General features: G+C 52.7%; 16 protein-coding genes. 6 read left to right on the forward strand and 10 right to left on the reverse strand.

Annotated elements, in window-relative coordinates; translation table 11 throughout:
- Positions 1-375 precede the first annotated feature (375 nt).
- A complete protein-coding gene (locus ABI582_RS07560; protein WP_442118845.1) occupies positions 376-2109 on the reverse strand; it encodes a DUF262 domain-containing protein in 1734 nt (577 codons plus the stop codon).
- A gap of 356 nt (positions 2110-2465) precedes the next feature.
- Between ABI582_RS07560 and ABI582_RS07565 the strand changes: the two genes are divergently transcribed.
- The gene (locus ABI582_RS07565; protein WP_442118846.1) at positions 2466-3377 is read left to right on the forward strand and encodes a hypothetical protein; all 912 of its coding nucleotides are present in this window, start codon (positions 2466-2468) and stop codon (positions 3375-3377) included.
- A gap of 405 nt (positions 3378-3782) precedes the next feature.
- Here the strand turns inward: ABI582_RS07565 and ABI582_RS07570 are convergent, their stop codons facing one another.
- The gene (locus ABI582_RS07570) at positions 3783-4829 is read right to left on the reverse strand and encodes a DUF4062 domain-containing protein (RefSeq protein ID WP_442118847.1); all 1047 of its coding nucleotides are present in this window, start codon (positions 4827-4829) and stop codon (positions 3783-3785) included.
- A 333-nt stretch (positions 4830-5162) separates the two neighbouring features.
- Between ABI582_RS07570 and ABI582_RS07575 the strand changes: the two genes are divergently transcribed.
- Both ABI582_RS07575 and ABI582_RS07580 read left to right on the forward strand, forming a co-directional pair.
- Positions 5163-6191, forward strand: a complete 1029-nt coding sequence (locus tag ABI582_RS07575) for a DUF4917 family protein (RefSeq protein WP_442118848.1) — start codon at positions 5163-5165, stop codon at positions 6189-6191.
- A gap of 201 nt (positions 6192-6392) precedes the next feature.
- Positions 6393-7604: a hypothetical protein gene (locus ABI582_RS07580; RefSeq protein WP_442118849.1), complete on the forward strand. Its 1212-nt coding sequence runs from the start codon at positions 6393-6395 to the stop codon at positions 7602-7604.
- A gap of 316 nt (positions 7605-7920) precedes the next feature.
- Here ABI582_RS07580 and ABI582_RS07585 read toward each other — a convergent pair whose 3' ends face one another.
- From ABI582_RS07585 to ABI582_RS07595, 3 genes are all read right to left on the reverse strand, one after another.
- On the reverse strand, positions 7921-8130 hold the full coding sequence (locus ABI582_RS07585; protein ID WP_442118850.1) for a hypothetical protein: 210 nt from the start codon (positions 8128-8130) through the stop codon (positions 7921-7923).
- Between the two features lie 447 nt (positions 8131-8577).
- Positions 8578-10263, reverse strand: coding sequence for a hypothetical protein (locus ABI582_RS07590; RefSeq protein ID WP_442118851.1), 1686 nt, complete (start codon positions 10261-10263; stop codon positions 8578-8580).
- Positions 10260-11156 carry a hypothetical protein gene (locus ABI582_RS07595; RefSeq protein ID WP_442118852.1) on the reverse strand — a complete coding sequence of 299 codons (897 nt, stop codon included), beginning with the start codon at positions 11154-11156 and terminating at the stop codon, positions 10260-10262. Before ABI582_RS07595 ends, ABI582_RS07590 begins: the two co-directional genes overlap by 4 nt.
- A 195-nt stretch (positions 11157-11351) precedes the next feature.
- Between ABI582_RS07595 and ABI582_RS07600 the strand changes: the two genes are divergently transcribed.
- Positions 11352-12047, forward strand: coding sequence for a competence protein CoiA family protein (locus ABI582_RS07600; protein WP_442118853.1), 696 nt, complete (start codon positions 11352-11354; stop codon positions 12045-12047).
- A gap of 289 nt (positions 12048-12336) precedes the next feature.
- On the opposite strand, the gene ABI582_RS07605 is transcribed toward ABI582_RS07600, so the two are convergent.
- The 3 genes from ABI582_RS07605 to ABI582_RS07615 form a co-directional block, all read right to left on the reverse strand.
- Positions 12337-12705 carry a histone-like nucleoid-structuring protein, MvaT/MvaU family gene (locus ABI582_RS07605; RefSeq protein WP_442118854.1) on the reverse strand — a complete coding sequence of 123 codons (369 nt, stop codon included), beginning with the start codon at positions 12703-12705 and terminating at the stop codon, positions 12337-12339.
- 74 nt (positions 12706-12779) lie between these two features.
- Complete coding sequence (locus ABI582_RS07610; RefSeq protein WP_442118855.1) at positions 12780-13958, reverse strand: hypothetical protein; 1179 nt, start codon at positions 13956-13958, stop codon at positions 12780-12782.
- Complete coding sequence (locus ABI582_RS07615; RefSeq protein WP_442118856.1) at positions 13958-14284, reverse strand: hypothetical protein; 327 nt, start codon at positions 14282-14284, stop codon at positions 13958-13960. Before ABI582_RS07615 ends, ABI582_RS07610 begins: the two co-directional genes overlap by 1 nt.
- 308 nt (positions 14285-14592) lie before the next feature.
- Here ABI582_RS07615 and ABI582_RS07620 point away from each other — a divergent pair, with 308 nt between their 5' ends.
- Together ABI582_RS07620 and ABI582_RS07625 are read left to right on the forward strand one after the other, a co-directional pair.
- Complete coding sequence (locus ABI582_RS07620; RefSeq protein ID WP_442118913.1) at positions 14593-14901, forward strand: DUF7693 family protein; 309 nt, start codon at positions 14593-14595, stop codon at positions 14899-14901.
- 270 nt (positions 14902-15171) lie between these two features.
- Positions 15172-15594 carry a hypothetical protein gene (locus ABI582_RS07625; RefSeq protein ID WP_442118857.1) on the forward strand — a complete coding sequence of 141 codons (423 nt, stop codon included), beginning with the start codon at positions 15172-15174 and terminating at the stop codon, positions 15592-15594.
- Positions 15595-15704: 110 nt separating this feature from the next.
- Here the strand turns inward: ABI582_RS07625 and ABI582_RS07630 are convergent, their stop codons facing one another.
- Both ABI582_RS07630 and ABI582_RS07635 read right to left on the reverse strand, forming a co-directional pair.
- Positions 15705-15914, reverse strand: a complete 210-nt coding sequence (locus tag ABI582_RS07630) for a hypothetical protein (protein ID WP_442118858.1) — start codon at positions 15912-15914, stop codon at positions 15705-15707.
- A gap of 157 nt (positions 15915-16071) precedes the next feature.
- Positions 16072-16281, reverse strand: coding sequence for a hypothetical protein (locus tag ABI582_RS07635; protein WP_442118859.1), 210 nt, complete (start codon positions 16279-16281; stop codon positions 16072-16074).
- Positions 16282-16402 lie beyond the last annotated feature (121 nt).

Below are 16402 nucleotides of genomic sequence, written 5' to 3' on the forward strand. Positions count from 1 at the left end.
GGCCCGAGGCGAGACCTCGTACGATGCGAAACAGCCGTCAGACCTATGCAACCTGTGGGAAGCCGACTGACGGCCCCTGCTCACAGGCACCCAGTATTCTCAATGTTCTTCGTCCCTGTCACGGAGAGGTGTTAGCACGACCATCTCATCGATCAGCTCGATACACAGAGAATCACGCAGACCAAGGTCGAAGCTGCGAGGATGTCCTTCGGGAGATCGATCATAACGTTCCTACTGCCGTCATCTGGACTCTGTCAGGCCGCAGTCGCGTGCAATCAATCACCCGTGAAAGCTTCTACTCGTCGATAGGGACACCCTGAACTGACGCGTGCATGACCGACAGCTTACTACAAGGCGCGGGTCACGCCCTCGTCATTACTCTCTCCACCACTTCTCAAGGTTCGACTCCAAGCGCCAGGCCTTGGCGAATCGCTGAAGCAATTCGACTCTTCGAGCCTCTAGCTCCTCAAGTGTCCACCGGGGGTAACTGCGCACTTCGTTGGTGAGCGTGAAGGCGCAGGTATCGCCAGATGTGAAATACTTGGTCTTCTTCTTGTCGAAGTCGTAGTTCTGCGCGGCAGAGTTTTTACGCGAGTTGAGCAGTACGAGATTCGCTAGGGTATGCACCCATGCCGCATGGTCATCGACATCGGAAAACCACTGCGCCCACTGTGATCCAGGTGCCATCGTTTGAGGGCATACGTGCTCAACAGAAATCACTGGATAGTCGTAATTCGCCGTGCCATCGGTGGAAGCTTGTTCCAGGCGAAGCAAAAGCGGTTTAACTACCTTCGAGACCAAGTACACGTTGCCATCCAGTGCATCGAACAGCATCGAAGCCTCAGCCTGCTCAATTTCTAGCCCAGTGGAGCGCCCTCGATGGGTGTAGCGAGCTTTCGGATCGGTAGGCGGGTCGAGATCGTCTATCACGTCGACATAGCGCGACATGCGTGAGTTTACATCAGCGCGAGTAACGAAGAGGAAGTAGGCAAGCCTTTCGAGTTTAAATACAAGCTCTGGTACGTTGATTTCAACTCCGCCATTGCACTGGCGCAGGCAGAGCAGCAAGGGTGGTAACCAGTCCCTATTATCCAATCGCTCCAAGGATCGCACCAGGTCGGCACACTTGGCACCGAAGCGCTTGCGCAGCTCCTGTTCATCCATCGCCAACATGAGAGCGTCAGCATAGGGCTCCAGCACCGAATCGATGAATTCGCTCGGGTTGTCACGAAACACGGGAACATGCATGGCAAAGCCGCTTTCAAGCGCAGAGCGAGGCTTGTCACGCTCATGGATCATGCGGATTTGAGTGAACAACGCACTGAACCTGTCGCGACCCAGTGCTGTTTCTACCTCTTCCCAGCGCTGGGATAGGTACGACTCTTTTTCCACACCTGCTCTCTCCAGCAGATCGGCTTTGAGTATGTCAGTGGCTGAGAGATCGAGACCTCGTGCATTCAAAACCGTGAAAATACGTCGGGCAGCTGTATCAGAGGGTACCTCAACAACCACGAGATAGCAGTTTTGCAGCAGGAAGCGCAGCAGCTCATCGCGTGCTTCCTCACCCATCGCGATTAACCTGTCGCGAATGAGCTTAGCGTTCTCAACGATTCGTGCCTTGGAATCTGTCAGGCTATCCAGCGACGGCAGTTGATCAGTCGCGCCACGCTTCTGAATTTGTTTTTCAAAGAAGCCTTGATCCTTAGGCCGCAGCTGCAGACGCAGCGCCTCCGGAATGCCTTCATCATCATTGGCTACCTGCTTGATGTATCGTTCGCGCTGCGCTTGCCTCTCAGCGCCTGTCGTCAAGTCGCGAATAACGCTAAACAGGAGTGTCAGCGTGGTTAGGCGCTGCTGACCATCGACCACGCGCGATGCCGGATTTCCATGGCTTTTGACCAGAACGATGCTACCCAAAAAGTAAAAGCCACCCGCCGCGGAATCCCGCGCCATGGCATCCTTTAAGTCTGCCAGCAACTCCTCAGCCTGGGTCGCTTCCCAAGCATAAGGGCGCTGATATGCCGGGATAGTGAACGCGTACTCTTTGGAAAAAACCTCCGCGACTTTCTTGTGTGCGGCCTCTATTCGCAACTGCGAAGCATCAAGCAAGACAACCTCCTTTCTGAGCTCTAACTCGAATTGTATTGCTGGCACAAACTCCTACCCAGCACAGGACTTAATCGCAGGCCAAACCCATGCAATAGCACTGTGCCACAAGTCAACGTAATCCGCTAAATGAAGCATGACGCCCGTAGCTTCTCGGCACTTTGTCAACTAGGGCTGCGAGCTTCTCCTAGTTTGTTAGACAGGCCCCTACCGCAAATGATAAACTCGGTTAACGATTTGCCTGGATCGTGCGGCTGGCTCGCGAAGACGGTGTCACAGGCGCTTTACCCTCCCCCCTTGTACGCATTCGACAATAGTCAGCGGACAGCCAGCACCCTGACGATTATTGGAGAATTGCGATGCGCGTCCCGCTTTATCCCGCCGATCTGGAATCCCAAAGCGGCTTCAAGCGGCTTGCCAAAAACCTTAAGCGCAACTGGCCAGGCAATCCGCCGATCTCGCTTTCGCAATCCTATGAGGTTCTCGCGAAGGGTCTGGGGTACCGGAATTACCACGATGTCCGGCAGTCGATCCATGTAGCTCCATGCAAATTCCTAGAGCTCAGCCAGTCTGAAGTTCTTCTCAATCTGGCAGAAGCTGTTCGTAAAGCGATCTCGCATGATGAGGCCGATGGTTATGAACCGATCAACGTGGAATCGGCCTTGAGCTCGTTGCCACTCAATGTCCTAACGGCACTAAGGCATCTCTCCGATGCTAAACCCTCTCCCGAGGCTCTTTCTGCGCCCAGCCCTACATTTACCGAGCCTAAAAGACGGCGTTTAGGCTTTCTCGAGCGGGAAAAAGGAAATGAGGGCAATGTCGCGTGGCCCGACAAGATAAAACTAGTGACACCAGACGAGATACTGGCCATCAAGAAAGCCTTGGAAAAGTCAGGCGACTTACGCCACCTCGCCCTTTTTAGTTTAGTGATGTGCGGGGTACGACTGAGCGAAGTAGAGCGCAGCCTGGTGATTGAAGGAGGAGTCAAGATTCCTGTGAGCTTGAAAACTTCACGCGCCCGCTACCGTAATCTAATGTCTCCAGATGTGTCGGCGTACACACGCGCCGGATGCTTACAGCCTGGCTCATATCTCTTTCCATCTAAGCGAGATCAGAATTTACCTGTGCCCGCACATTTGATTTGCAGGTTGGTCAGCACGTGGGGCCCGATGGCAGGGTTGAACCGACAAATCACCTACTCGGCTTTGCGTGCGACAGCCGTGATCCCTGAAACAATGGCTCGGCTTCATACACTGCTGGGCCTCAAATAGGCACAGCGAGCCGTGGCAGTCCTGATGCCTGCTCTTGAGATGCAGCCGACAGGCAACGCCCCCTGGAGTTAGCCTATTGTACAGAGCTTCGCGAGCTTTCCCGGCGGCAGGATACGCGACGCCGCGCGCCCCATTCACGAGCTGCATCACGCTCAAGGCAAACACGACCTGGGCGGCGCTCGCGGTACCAAGCCACTGCAGCTCACCTGCGGACTCACTTGCGCGAGTCACCTAAAACTGCTCGCCCAGGCAGTCCCACATGGCAGGGCTTCATCAGGTCGCTGATCGCAGCTTACTCTCACCCCCAAAAACACTCAAACCAAGCATCCCAGAGAACATTCAAGTCCTGCTAGTCTGCAAGGGGACGAGCCAGCCTATCAAGCTGACCCGTAGCCCAGTGCTCCCTCACATGGACATTTTGCGCTCAAAACGGAACACAACCTCATCCAGCCAGTGCCGAAAAGCCGCCGGCGTGGCAGGAATCAAGAGGCTTCGCTCTTCCAGGTTCTCGGTTGAGCGGAATGGAGCCGAGATGCTGTTGACCGGAGTCGTTGGAGGCTCAGCAAAAAGCTTGTGGCCGACACCATAGAGACCTATCTGGAACCATCCACTCTTCCCTTCGCTCAACAAACTGAAAGCGGCCTCCGCTCCCTGCCTGACTCTGGAGGGCGAAAGGTAGAAGGAGTCCATGATGTTTCGCGAACTGGAAGTGTTTGCTAGAGATACCGTCAACCAACTCAGCCCGCTCTCATGATGCCGCCATTTCACCTCTGCGGTATCAATCCCGGTCTGGTCAGCAGAGTCAAAATCCTTGTAGCCGTCCTTGATCGAACCCAACCCAGCCTGGCACAGCTTGAGAAAAAAAGGCTCATGCTGAGTATGTGCTATGCGCAGTGTGCCCAGGGTTTCCGGCTGCGGAAGGAAGGCCACCTCCAAGCGGGCTTCATGATCATATCCGCCCCACCGACCATTGCCATTCCTTTGCTGCAGACGCTGCACAAATTCTTGCTCAGAGATGGCCTTACGGTTCACGGACATCTGATTCAGGCTCTGCACGATGCCATCCGAGAGTTGGTACTGATCGGAGAATGTCACTCGAAATAGGCCATCGAGGTAGTCCGATACTTCCCATGAAAATGCCTTCTGGCGCTCCTCCATTTCCACGGTTTCGAGGAAGGCCAGGATGGGTTTACCTAATGCCTTTGCACGCCGAAACTCCTGCTGGGTAACGGACTCCCCCGTCTCAGTCTGATAGCCGAAATTGGCACCTAACATCAGCACTACTACATCAGCCTGGTCGACCTCAGTCATGCACGCATGCTGCGATGAATACGGACGAGCGCCAAAGTCTTCGCACATCACGGGGGTGTGGCCCAGGAGTGTGATGGCCTTCCTGGCTGCGGCTCGATAGTGCTCAAACCCACTGACGACGGAGCTAACAAACACCTTCATTGTAATCCCCCAGGACTCACGACTCGATCAGGACTACTGTATGTCCTAACAGGGCCGCATGCCAAGCAAGCTGCACACGCTCCCTCACACCGCATTCGCCTATGGAAGGCCCTGACGTCAGCAAGCGTACCCATGCCCGATCTTTGTCAACACCTCATCAAGTCCTCCAAGGCTCCCTGATCTCTAACGAAGTGGATTGTCGTCATGCCACCTAATAGACGAACGGCCTTCATACATTGTTGCGATGAAAGCAGGTGCCCTGAATGATGGCATTATGCCCCGCTACAGTTGTATTCTTCTCGCCACACGCACTTTCAGAGAAGGAGTTCATCAGTGGCTCACGTCATTCATCAATGGCAAAGCATCGTTAGCAACTACCGCCATGGCGCATTACTGATGGGTAATGGGGCAAGCATGGCAATTTCAGGAAGTTTCGGATACAGCTCGCTACTGGGCCATGCCCGTGAGAATGGCCTTTTCGACGACGACGTGCAGACGCTTTTCCGACACTTTGAGACCGATGACTTCGAGCTGATTCTCCGCCTAGTTTGGCAAGCAGCAAGGGTGAACAAAACTCTTGCAATACAAGATCTACGAACACGCAAGGCCTATTTAAATGTCCGCGACTGTCTGATCCAGGCTGTGCGCGCCATCCACCCTCTGCATGAGGATGTCGTCAAGCACCTGCCACAAATGCACAGCTTCCTGAAAGAATTCAATACTGTCTTTTCGCTGAACTATGACCTGCTGGTTTACTGGGCCATGATGTATGGTTTTGAAATGCAGCGTTCACACGCCTTCAAAGACTGCTTCAAAGATGGTTCATTCGCTGAGAACTGGCGAATTTATCGTGAGCGAATAGGTGAAACATCTAACACGCTTGTGTTCTATCCACACGGAAATCTGGCCCTGTGTCGTGATATCACCGAGCAGGAGTTCAAGATCAAGGGTAAAGGAAACAATCTCCTTGACGAGATCTTGAATTCATGGGTAAGCGGAACCCGCGTACCGTTGTTCGTGAGCGAGGGAACGCTGCGGCAAAAAATTAGATCCATTCACAGCAGCTTCTACCTTTCCACGGTTTACAGAGAAATCTTGAAGACCCCCCGAATAAAACTCACAATTTTGGGGTGGGCCATGGGCGATCAAGATATTCATCTATTGCAGAGACTACAAGGGACTGGTATTTATAGGGTCGCCGTATCGGTATTCAAAAAGGATCAAGGGTATTGCAATCGAGCCTACGAACTTATTCAACAATATTTGGGGCCCGTCCTCGTTGATTTTTTTGATTGCGAAAGCCCTGGCTGCTGGATTCATCCAACTCAGCCAATAAATTCTGGTCCTTTCTCCTACACCTGATGCCAAATACTCTTTGGGGTGAGGAAAATGCATTAACACTCGAGCGCTTCTCAGGGCTTTATTATCTCTGAAGCACGAGAATCAAGCCGCTAAGATGCCAAGCACTCGAATTATCTATAACGTCAAAAAGAATCCGGAAATCTAATTTTCTACTAGACCTCACTAACAACGAGGCCACCCACTTCAACATGAGCAAATAACATGTTTCAGCTACAGCGCTCCTCTTTATTCTTCGAACAAATGGATCAAGAGCACAGCTCTATCGTCCAAAATATTGAAATCGTATTTGAAAACTCCAAAGCCCTTGATATATCCTTCCACTCACCAAAGCACTTTATCTTACACCTAAACAATCTACTCAGAAGCCTTGGTTTTTTTGTTGAATTCTCAAAAAAGAACCCACCAGCTCAGTGGCTAAAAGAATCAGTAACGAGCTTCATATCTGAAAACCAAGAACGATTTAACAAACTCTTATGGCTAAGAAACGCCAGCTCCCACCAGAAACTTATTATTCCTGAGGAATCATTAGTCACTGGCTTATTTCGAATAAAATCATCAACAGAATACAAACTTAAAATAGGTATCGGCGATCACGACAAGCCCGCAAAGTACATCACAGAGATCGCTCTAAAAGACACTTCTGAAATATTTCACGAGATGTTAGCACTCTCCAGCCTGATGTATATGGATTTGGAGCACTCCGCCCTCTCAGAGTGCTTAGGCATCACTCGCAAGTGGTATTTTAATTTACCTAGCAAAGTGGGGAAAAACAACGAGCCGGAAATGACGGACGTCTATGAATTGGCATCTGGTTTTTCCGCTGCGTTGTTGGATCATGTCTGTCATAGTTATGCTAGCCTTCGCAATATAAAATTCGATTTTAGTTTCCACATGGATCTGAGCGAGCACAACTATATTAACACGCTTTTAGAGATCGACCTCTACCCTAGGCTTTTCACTAAATGGTGGGAGGAAGAGTGCAGCCCTTTAAACGCCGGAGTCCGGTACGAATACGCCCTCGGTGAACGTAACTTTGTCACTGATGATTTACATGAGTGGGCGTATAGCAAACTTACAACAACACCAGACTTGTACGTCGAACAGCTCACCCGAATCCGCTCAAATTCTACCGAATCGTTGTTTACTGAAGAGACCATTGGGGAGTACTTTGGATTTGTCACTTTTAATCACTGGCATTTTAAAAGATCTTTTCCAGGCGGGCCATTCAGCACCGCAGTAAAACCAATAGAGATCATAAAATTTCAGCGACTTGGCAATGCTTTATTTGAAGAATACAAAAAGAAGAAAAAGTGCGCAATCATTGAAGCTAAAGAAAAGCTTAACCACCAAATCGACCAAATCACCGGATTGATCAAAAAAACAACGCCAAAAAACAATCGAGCAGGCAAATGAAATGATATGGGAATGGCCTTGCCCTTCTGGCCATTCCCATAAAAGCCCCCTGTTGAGCAACCAGTACAAGGATGAAGCCTCCTACTCCGACTATCCTTTGGCTCGCTCAACTTCCATATGAAGGCGCGCCCAATCAGCAGCAATCGTAGGACTCTTGATTAAGTGATAAGTAATAGAAGCATCCATCTTGAGTAGACTATTGTGAAAAGTACAATATTCTCGTTTGACCAAGCGATTCCTTCCAATTCTCTTCTCGCCAATTTTCATATCGCGCTCATACAGCTGATCCGTAAGCATCCAATTACCTGCTGAGCCATCAATGAAGAGTGTCGTCGCACCGCTCCATCACTCGCGGCTGGAATTCAGAGACCGCCTGAAAGAGACTTTCAGCCTCTAGGCGCAGACGTTCAAGCTCGACCTCCGAAGCCTTCGCAGCCTGAGCCTCGTAGTAGCGCTTCATCGCATCCAATGCCTGGGTCATCAGCGGATTATCCGGCTCCAAAATCGTGAACATGTTCTTGTTCATTCCCAAGTCCTTCGTGCATCAAAACCTGAGCCCCATCGAGCCCCAGCAATCCATTTAGAGTTGATCTCGCAGATCGCGCTGCTGTTCAATGCCGCGACCGCCTCCTGAGTCACCCTGGATGCATAATGCGGGTTATGTCAGCGCGCACTCGAAACATTGCGCCGAAAACGACTCAACCGATACCCACAACTCACTTTATATCTTCCGGGACGTCGAGAACTAACCATGATCACTTTCGATTCGAACACAAACGACACCGAGGCCCTGCTCCGCCATTGCGAGCAATTCATCCCTCAATCGGACGACGCTCGGGAAGACCGTCGTTTGGAGAATGCCCTCCTCACCTTGGCGGAAGCGCTGAGAGCTCACCTCGAGCCTGAGTAATTTCTCAAGTCAGGCCCTCGCGCCTAGATTACCCCCGTCAACTTTCCTAGTTTTTTGGTCGACTCAGGGAATAGCCTGGTTGGTAGCGCACTGCTGGAGATACCACGTTGGCAGCGGATGACGATGCATCCTGGCGGAAATAGCGACCAGCACATCCCATGGCGTGTTGTTCCACTCAAACTCATTCGCCGCCGCGCTGTGTGTTGGCAGGTGCAACGATGCGATCACCTCCTCCTCCGGCGTTTCGCGATAATCCGAAATGGCCCTGGATACGCCAACCGTATTCAGTACCGTTCTCGAGCCCGTGAGTGTTTGCAACCCGGTACGGGGGTACCAGCGCTCCATGGTCACCCCTTTGAGCTGGGGCACGATGCGGTTCGATAGCTTGTGAAGGGTTTCCCGGTCGCCCAGCATTGCTGCGACGGTGCCCAAAAGCGGTATCCAGGTCGTGGTTTTAAAGAAGCGACCGTGACGCCCTTCCTTGCCAGTGTGGAGCCCCATTGCGTCTTCCATATCGTCTGTGTCCACGGGCATGTAGTGATTATTTCGGAGCGCCGTGCTGAATCGGTCGACGCACTCGCCCAAGATCGTCCTTGTGTTGGCTGTATCGCCTTCTGCGAACAAGGCGGCCATCGCGAGGGACATGTCGATAGCTTGACCGTCGTAGACAGGCAATTGGCACGATGGATGTACGCTCATGAAGCTGATCAGCTGTACATGGAGTAATGCACGCTCCGATTCGTCGGCATCGATTGCCTGGGCCAGGAGTAAGGCTGTACTCAAACGTCCAAGCTCCTCGCACGCCAAGTCCATATACAGCACATGATCAGGGCGGTACCGAAGAACCTTCCGAAGGTTAAGGAGTGAGGAGAATATCCGTTCGTAATACCGGTTTAGCGCGCTTAAGTGAAGCCTCGCCAGGGTCTCAAAGCGCTTGAGAAACTGTTTATCCTGCTGGACGCCGAGCGTTATCGCTTCGCTCCACAGTCTTAACAGCAGGTATTCGCCGGCGAGCACACCAGGCTTCTGATTATTTTCGGACTGGCCCCACACCAAAAGCACAGCCCAACCCATTGCCGCTGCGGCAGCACGTTTGAGAAAGCGTTTTTTTCTGGTGTTCACGGAACCGTCAGCGGCTCCTTCAGGTGCTGCTACACAGTCCTCCACAAACCTGATGAAGCGACTGAAGGACGCTTGCGTATCTTCCAGGCCCGCCAAGGCAGCTCTGAGATCCGATTTGCCCTTCTCTAGGAGTAAGGCATCATCAAACAAATGCTGCTCTATGAGCGGACTTAGTCGATCCATGCCCCAAAAATCCAGCGAGCACAGCGGGTTGATCTCCGAAACCTCTTTGGTGAGCGCGGCATAATCTGACTGTGCGTCTTGCTTAAGCTCACCGTTTGAAACCACGACGATCGTTTTCTTGCACCTGCGCAGGTTCGCCGGCAATCGATTCTGAATGTATTCCGAGGCAGCCTGGCGAACGCTGGGCTGGATAGCCTGCTGCCCACTGTAAAAGTCATTCCGGCTTACGTTGCCAAATTTGATCACGTACAGGAATGCTTCCACTGTTCCGTCAGCGTCGGTAAGTGTAGACAGAACGTCTACGCCGCCTTGATTGACGCCCACCTGTGGGCGGCTTTCCACCGCGTGCCCCATGGCCAGCAGTAGATCGGGCAGAAGCGCGTCCAGTTCTTCTCGTTCGCGTAGGCCTGATAGGTAATGAGAGAGGACTAGCTGGATGCTCATTCGTCAGATCCGTTCCAGAGTGAGTTCATCATCAGCGCGTAGCGCAGTGGGTCGGCGATCCAGGTTTGCGGCAACTCAAGACTCATCTCATGAGTGAACATGGGGACTGTCATGTCAGTAGCCTCGCCATTCGCCACGCACTCCATGGCGATGCTGGATGCGTATTTGAAGTGCTGAGCAGTGACCGTACCGATCAACGAATGCTCATGCGCATGGTCTGTCACCGTGCGGCTTTCGTTGCGGCGTAAATATCGGAAGCTGCGCTCCATCGCAGGGGGCATCTCAAGCTCGGTTAGATAAGGAAGGTCTTCCAGTGCGGTACCGGCAGCGACAAGTCGCTTCAACGCGTCCTGCGCGATCTGTGAATGAGCGAACGGTGAGTTTTCCGACTTAAGAAGGCGCATGCATGTGCCTGGATACTCCGTAGTCAGGAGACCGACAATCTTTGCGGTTGTGCTTGTGAGCCGCGAGCTAGTGGGTAGATCTTCATTCAGACTGAGAATCCAGCCGAGCGACACAGGCACCGGCACATTCATTACGCACATGCGGCTGGCTGCACTTAAGGCGGATAGCTCCAGCCCCTTAGGCAACTGAAACCTCAGCAATTCTGGGTGCTGCAGGTAGCGGACACTGACATGATGCAGCAATTGCCTACTGATCTCCACGCGCCCCAGCTCCCCGATCCATCTACAAGCTGCCAGAGGAAAGAGCCTCGTCTCGGCGATGCGATGGAAGCAGTTGTCGGCCTCTTCATTGAGGGTGTCGAGGTCAATCCCGCTCTCCTCTGCTTCGCCCCAGAGGGCAAGGAACTGGTCTAACAATTCCTCGCCTTTAGCCTGAAGGTCTTCGGTGTACAGACGCAGATAAAGGTCGTGAAACTTCATCATATCCATGTACCTTCATCTCCTGTTATAAGAGCACAAATAGGCCCTGTAGGTTGCCCGGAATTGATCGGCGCGCTGATCCAGGACGACTCCCCAAAACTGTCTGACTACGGCCTCTAATGGTGGCCAAGCGCCTCATTGAACGACACACGCTACCTTGGAATGCCCAGCTACGCCAATGCTCCACGGAACAGGATATCAACAGTGCTTCCAGATGCATTAAATCGTAACGAGGAGCCCGTCTGGGCTGGCGAATTCAGCCATGAGGAATGGGAAGGCCTGAAAGCCCGGAGCCTTGCTGACCCTTTTGCTTTCAAGATGGCCTGCTGCAGCGCCAGAGCGGTGCTCAAAACCAGCATCAATGGTCTCCAGTTCTTCGCACACTATTCTGACGAGTGCGCCACCGCCCCCGAAACGGTCTGGCACATTGAAGGCAAGGATTTAGTTTTTGGCGCCCTGAGGTTTTTTGGGGTGAACCCAAGAAGTGAGGTGCCTGGCGGTACAGCTAAAGATCGATGGAGGGCAGACATCTATTTTGAGGTTGGGGAGCGAAAGATAGCGATTGAGCTTCAGCGATCGTACCAACACCTGCGCGATTATGTCCGTCGGCAAGAGCGCTACGCTCGGTATGGGGTGGAATGCTATTGGCTGGTTCGTCCGGAAGCAGCTAGATCGCTGATGAAGTCGATCATGAACAAGCGATGGAAAGAGGAATTTGAGCGCAAGATGCCGCCATTTGGTCATATGATCAATACAACATCCGCCTTCTACTTCGGGATCCTCACGCCAGATAAAGAAATGAGTATTGTCTCCCCGGGGCTGGCCCTAAATCACCTCGAGTTCTTGGCACATGTCATCAATAACGATGTGCATTGGAATGGTCTGCAATGGTCGGTTTGACTGCCATAGTGGATCCATTAGCCTGAAAGAAATGCGCCGGATAATTGCGCCCCCAACTTCATCCGCTCCACGCAGGCTTTCGACTGGAGCGCAATCAACTCAGTCAGACTTGCTACTTCAAGAATGAGAAATTGGCGACACTCGTTAGGTCGACGCAGAACCCAAAGCATGTCCAGATCAGCTGCAGTAACGCGTGTCAGCAGGTGCATCGAGCAAACTCACCGGGCAAGAAATCTAACCTCGCCCAAAAGCCCCTGCTCTCAGGGGCTTTTGATGGCCAGCCTTGATCTTACTTGGCTACCCAGCCTTCAACCTCATCGGCGCCGTACTGGGCTTTCCACTCTTTCAGCAGCTTATGATTGCCGCCCTTAGTCTCGATGATTTCCCCGTTGTGTGGGTTTTTGTACTGCTTCACCTGACGAGCACGACGCGGCGCCTTTTCCACAGCCGCAGGAGCGGCGGCGCGGCGACCCGACTGCGGATCGAGCAGGTTGATGATGTCACGAAGGCTAAAGCCGTACTTACTCAACAGATCACGCAGTTTTGTCTCAAACTCGATCTCTTTCTGAAGCTCACTGCTGCCCTTCATAGCTTCTAGCTCAGCCAACTGGGCTGCCAATTTTTGCTCAAGCTGACGAAACTCTGCCAAACGCGACATGTGCATACTCCGTAATGTGTAGATAGTCTTAAGATAAGATTAGCGCAATTGAAGTTCAAAACCAAATGAAAAATTCATGGCCACCAGTCATCGCCTTGCTTACTGCTGCTCCAGTAGCCGTATTCTGAGTTCGGCAAATCCACGGACATCTCAATAACTTTATAAATATCCACTTTTAATGGATCAAGGAGCTCAACTTGTTGTCTAGCCCAGCTAACCCACATCGCCAATGTCATTTGAGTTGCTTCATCCTTAGACGAAGCTTTGACCGTCGCCTGGATGAATGCTTGCAGCCGCTGAGCGCGCTCCCAGCTTTCTAGATTTTCCGTCAAATTCTGACGCAGCTTGTCCAGACGATGCTGCTGTTCAATCCTCTCTTTGCGCACTCGCTCCTCATCAGCCCGTCGACGATGACTAGCTTCTTCGGATGATCGTTGGGCTTTCACAGATAGGGCGATACGAGCGAAACCTGCGAGGATCTGACCGAGCTTCGACTCAAGTTTTCCTGTCTTGCTGTCAGTCCAAGTTTTTTGAGTGAGAACCTCGGATCGTGCGTCGACGATGAGGGAAAATACACCAGTGGGCTCCCACCCAAAGCGAGCCGCTCTCATCGCAGTAACGTCAGGCCTCCATTGCTGCCCAGGCTTAAAAGGTTTCGGAGGGGGCGGTGGAATATCGAAGCGTTTTATCCGCTCCTGGATCGTGATCAGTAGCTCTTCCCGGTCGACTCGCACGAAACTACCTTTACTACCTACGCCCCAGGTGTACCCCAACGACTCACTGGCTTTGATCAAGCCGTCGTAGAGACGCGCGCAGCGATCCACCTCATTCCGGGATATGTGCGAGTTCAATACCTTGGTTTTGTCCAATACCAGTGCACTGTTGAGCTCCTTGGCCTTCCTCGCTGCACTTAGCCATTTTTTTACCAACGGATGAGGGTCAGATAACTCCGTTGGCACGATCAAGATTTTAGGGTCTTTGATTACATTTTCTGGCCTCAGCCTGGCAGCCTTCTCGACATTCAGAACGTGAAACGTGACAGGCGTGGTAGAGGCTGGAGGCTTTGGACGACGCGGGCGCTCCGAGACCGGCTTGGCCCAGTGGCCCCGGGCAGGCAATGTGATTCCCGCTTTGCGGCAGGCCTTCGACAAGCCCACATCCGAGACACCTATTTCCTTTGCGATGATGAGAACAGGTCGCTCCCACACCATTTCAAATAGCTGTTGAGGTGTGAAGGTCTTTTCGACGTACATCACTCATCCTTTGTGGTATCCAAAGCGTTGTACCAATCAGCGTATGGCGAGAGGTCTACTCGACAACGATTGTAGTCACGGCTGCCGTCGCCCCACCAAACAGGCCCCCGCTCGCCCAGACCCACTTTGGCAGCATCCACTCGCGCACGCGCAGAGCTGAGCATCCTCGAATCGTCAGCGCGCTTGGCCTTTTTGACATCTCGTCGAGCATCCATCAGGTCACGTACAAGGCGTTCCCGCTCCTGCTCATTCAATGAAGGGTTCGTGCAGCGCCAGAGCTGACCTTTGACAACAAAATAGCGTACGTCTGGCGTCGTTGGATGCATAGCGCTGATCTCGTGAGCGATACATCAAAGACACCAGAGATGACTCATTGGCTGCATGTAGGAGAGACAGATCGTCACATGACCGGAACTGTCATTCGGGCAGGCAGCGCAACCTGCCGGCTGCACCATGAAACAAATCAGCTTTCACTAGCGCCACGGAGCACATTTGTACTCAAACCTCTTCCTAACGCCGCAACCAACAACCTGCCAGACCCGGCGTGCTTTTTGGAACACCTTTGACACAGGGTATTTCGGATGTCTGATCACTGAGAGGCTCGGGCAGCGTATGGCTGAATAGCCGGCACGACATATCATCCGACGAGTTAACGGCCCGGGACGTCAGCCAGGTGTTGCGAGAGGTTGTGCTCGGGCGTCGGACAATGAGGAAGGTAGGCCGCCTGTTCACAGAGCAGCTGTACGCCAGTCATTGCCAGGTCGATGTAGAGGGCTGGCTGATCACGATTTACAACGACGGAGATGAGCCGGACTACTGCGCGAGCTGTGAGAGTCCCGATGGGCTGCGCTGGGAATTCGATCCAGGTAGTCGGGCAGATCCGGTTGCTCTGTTATCCATGTGGAAACATCAGACTCTGAAGCGGATGTTGAACGCTCTGTAGGGCAAGGCCCGGCTTTCGTGAATCGAGCCACGTCGTAAGCTGAAGTCTCGCCTCTCGGGCGACCTTCCATCAGCCCGGCGCGCTCCGCTGGGTGTCTCTCATTTAGTGATATCTCGAAGACGGCTTGATGCCGCTAAGGCTGCTGCCGCTCACACCCGCCTCACTCGGCTAACCTCTATAGCATCGGCGGTGGCAGATGGAAAATTGCTCGCTAGGCCCCAGCTGGCCACTGCTAAAAAGGACAGAAATCATTTCGAGGGTGCAAAGGATATGCGCAAGAAAGGTCAATCATGGTTTCTGCCGCTTCTAGTTCTCTTCGTAATGGTCTGGGCCATTGGCAGGAAGGATTCGCCGAAAACTGAGCCACCAGTTATCCAGGCGCCGGTTAGCACTTTGGCCTCAACCTCATCACCAGCACCAGAACCTTCACAAGCCTCAGCACCCGAGCATTTCGTCAACGCGGACAAGCTGAATCTGCGCGCTCAACCGGGTGGGACAGTGATCTCCAGCCTCAAGCGCGGTGAGAAGGTTCAGGTCTATGAGCAGAAAGCGGAATGGGCGCATCAGCCTCGACGGCCAACCAGAACGATGGATCTCCTACAAAAACCTGTGCAGCGGCTCGAACTGCTTTGTCACCCCGCAGCCCAAAAGGGAGCGCCCTGCTCCGCAGCCAGTTCGAAGCTCAACACCTGAATATGGATCATCGTGCCCCTGCTCTTCTGGTCGTGTCTGCATAGGCCCAAGAGGCGGCCGCTACTGCATCACATCTGGGGGAAACAAACGCTATGGCGTTTAACCTATTGCTAATGATTGGGCTTGGCTGGGCCGCCAAGGACGCGAAGCTGATAGTCAGTAACAGCCTGAAACTGATGTTCAGCCAGCATCCGCAAACGCTCGAGCTCGGCCCCGATGATCCCTTCAGTTTGTGCCTGGTGATACCGCTTCATAGCCTCTACAGCGTCCGAGTACATTGGATGATCAGGAGGCAGAACGCTGTTGAGATCCTTCGCCATCATGATTGTCCTCTGGTCTATGGGATTAGCTCAACCATAACCTCAAATACGCTAGCTTCGGCAGTGGCGGTATGGGAACTCGGAGGTGAGAGCTAAACAGAAACAGTCTTTGAATCAGGATTTCTACGCAAACGGCCTGACTACGGCACTTTTCGAATTAGTGTACTGGTTCGCCGAGAGCACCGGCTTTGTGCAGTTGGTAGTCGATCACGGTCTGGTACAAGTGATCCGCCTCGATGCGAAGGCGCTCGATCTCAGTGTCAGGTCTGCCTTCGGCCATTGCCTCGTTATAGGCCCTGATGGCCTCCAGCGCCTGCTTCAGTAGAGGCTCACCTGCTTCCGCCATTCCCAGCAGTGTTCGTTTCATCTGCTTGCCTCTGAACCGTCAATCATTCAATACCGAGTTCTACCGTAGGATTTTCTGGAGACAGGGCATACCCACGGAAATGTGGGCCATGGTGAGCTTGTTCCCACAGAGGTGAGTCCTG

Source organism: Pseudomonas sp. SAS7 (genome assembly GCF_052112345.1).
In the GTDB taxonomy this organism is placed as follows: domain Bacteria; phylum Pseudomonadota; class Gammaproteobacteria; order Pseudomonadales; family Pseudomonadaceae; genus Aquipseudomonas; species Aquipseudomonas putida_Q.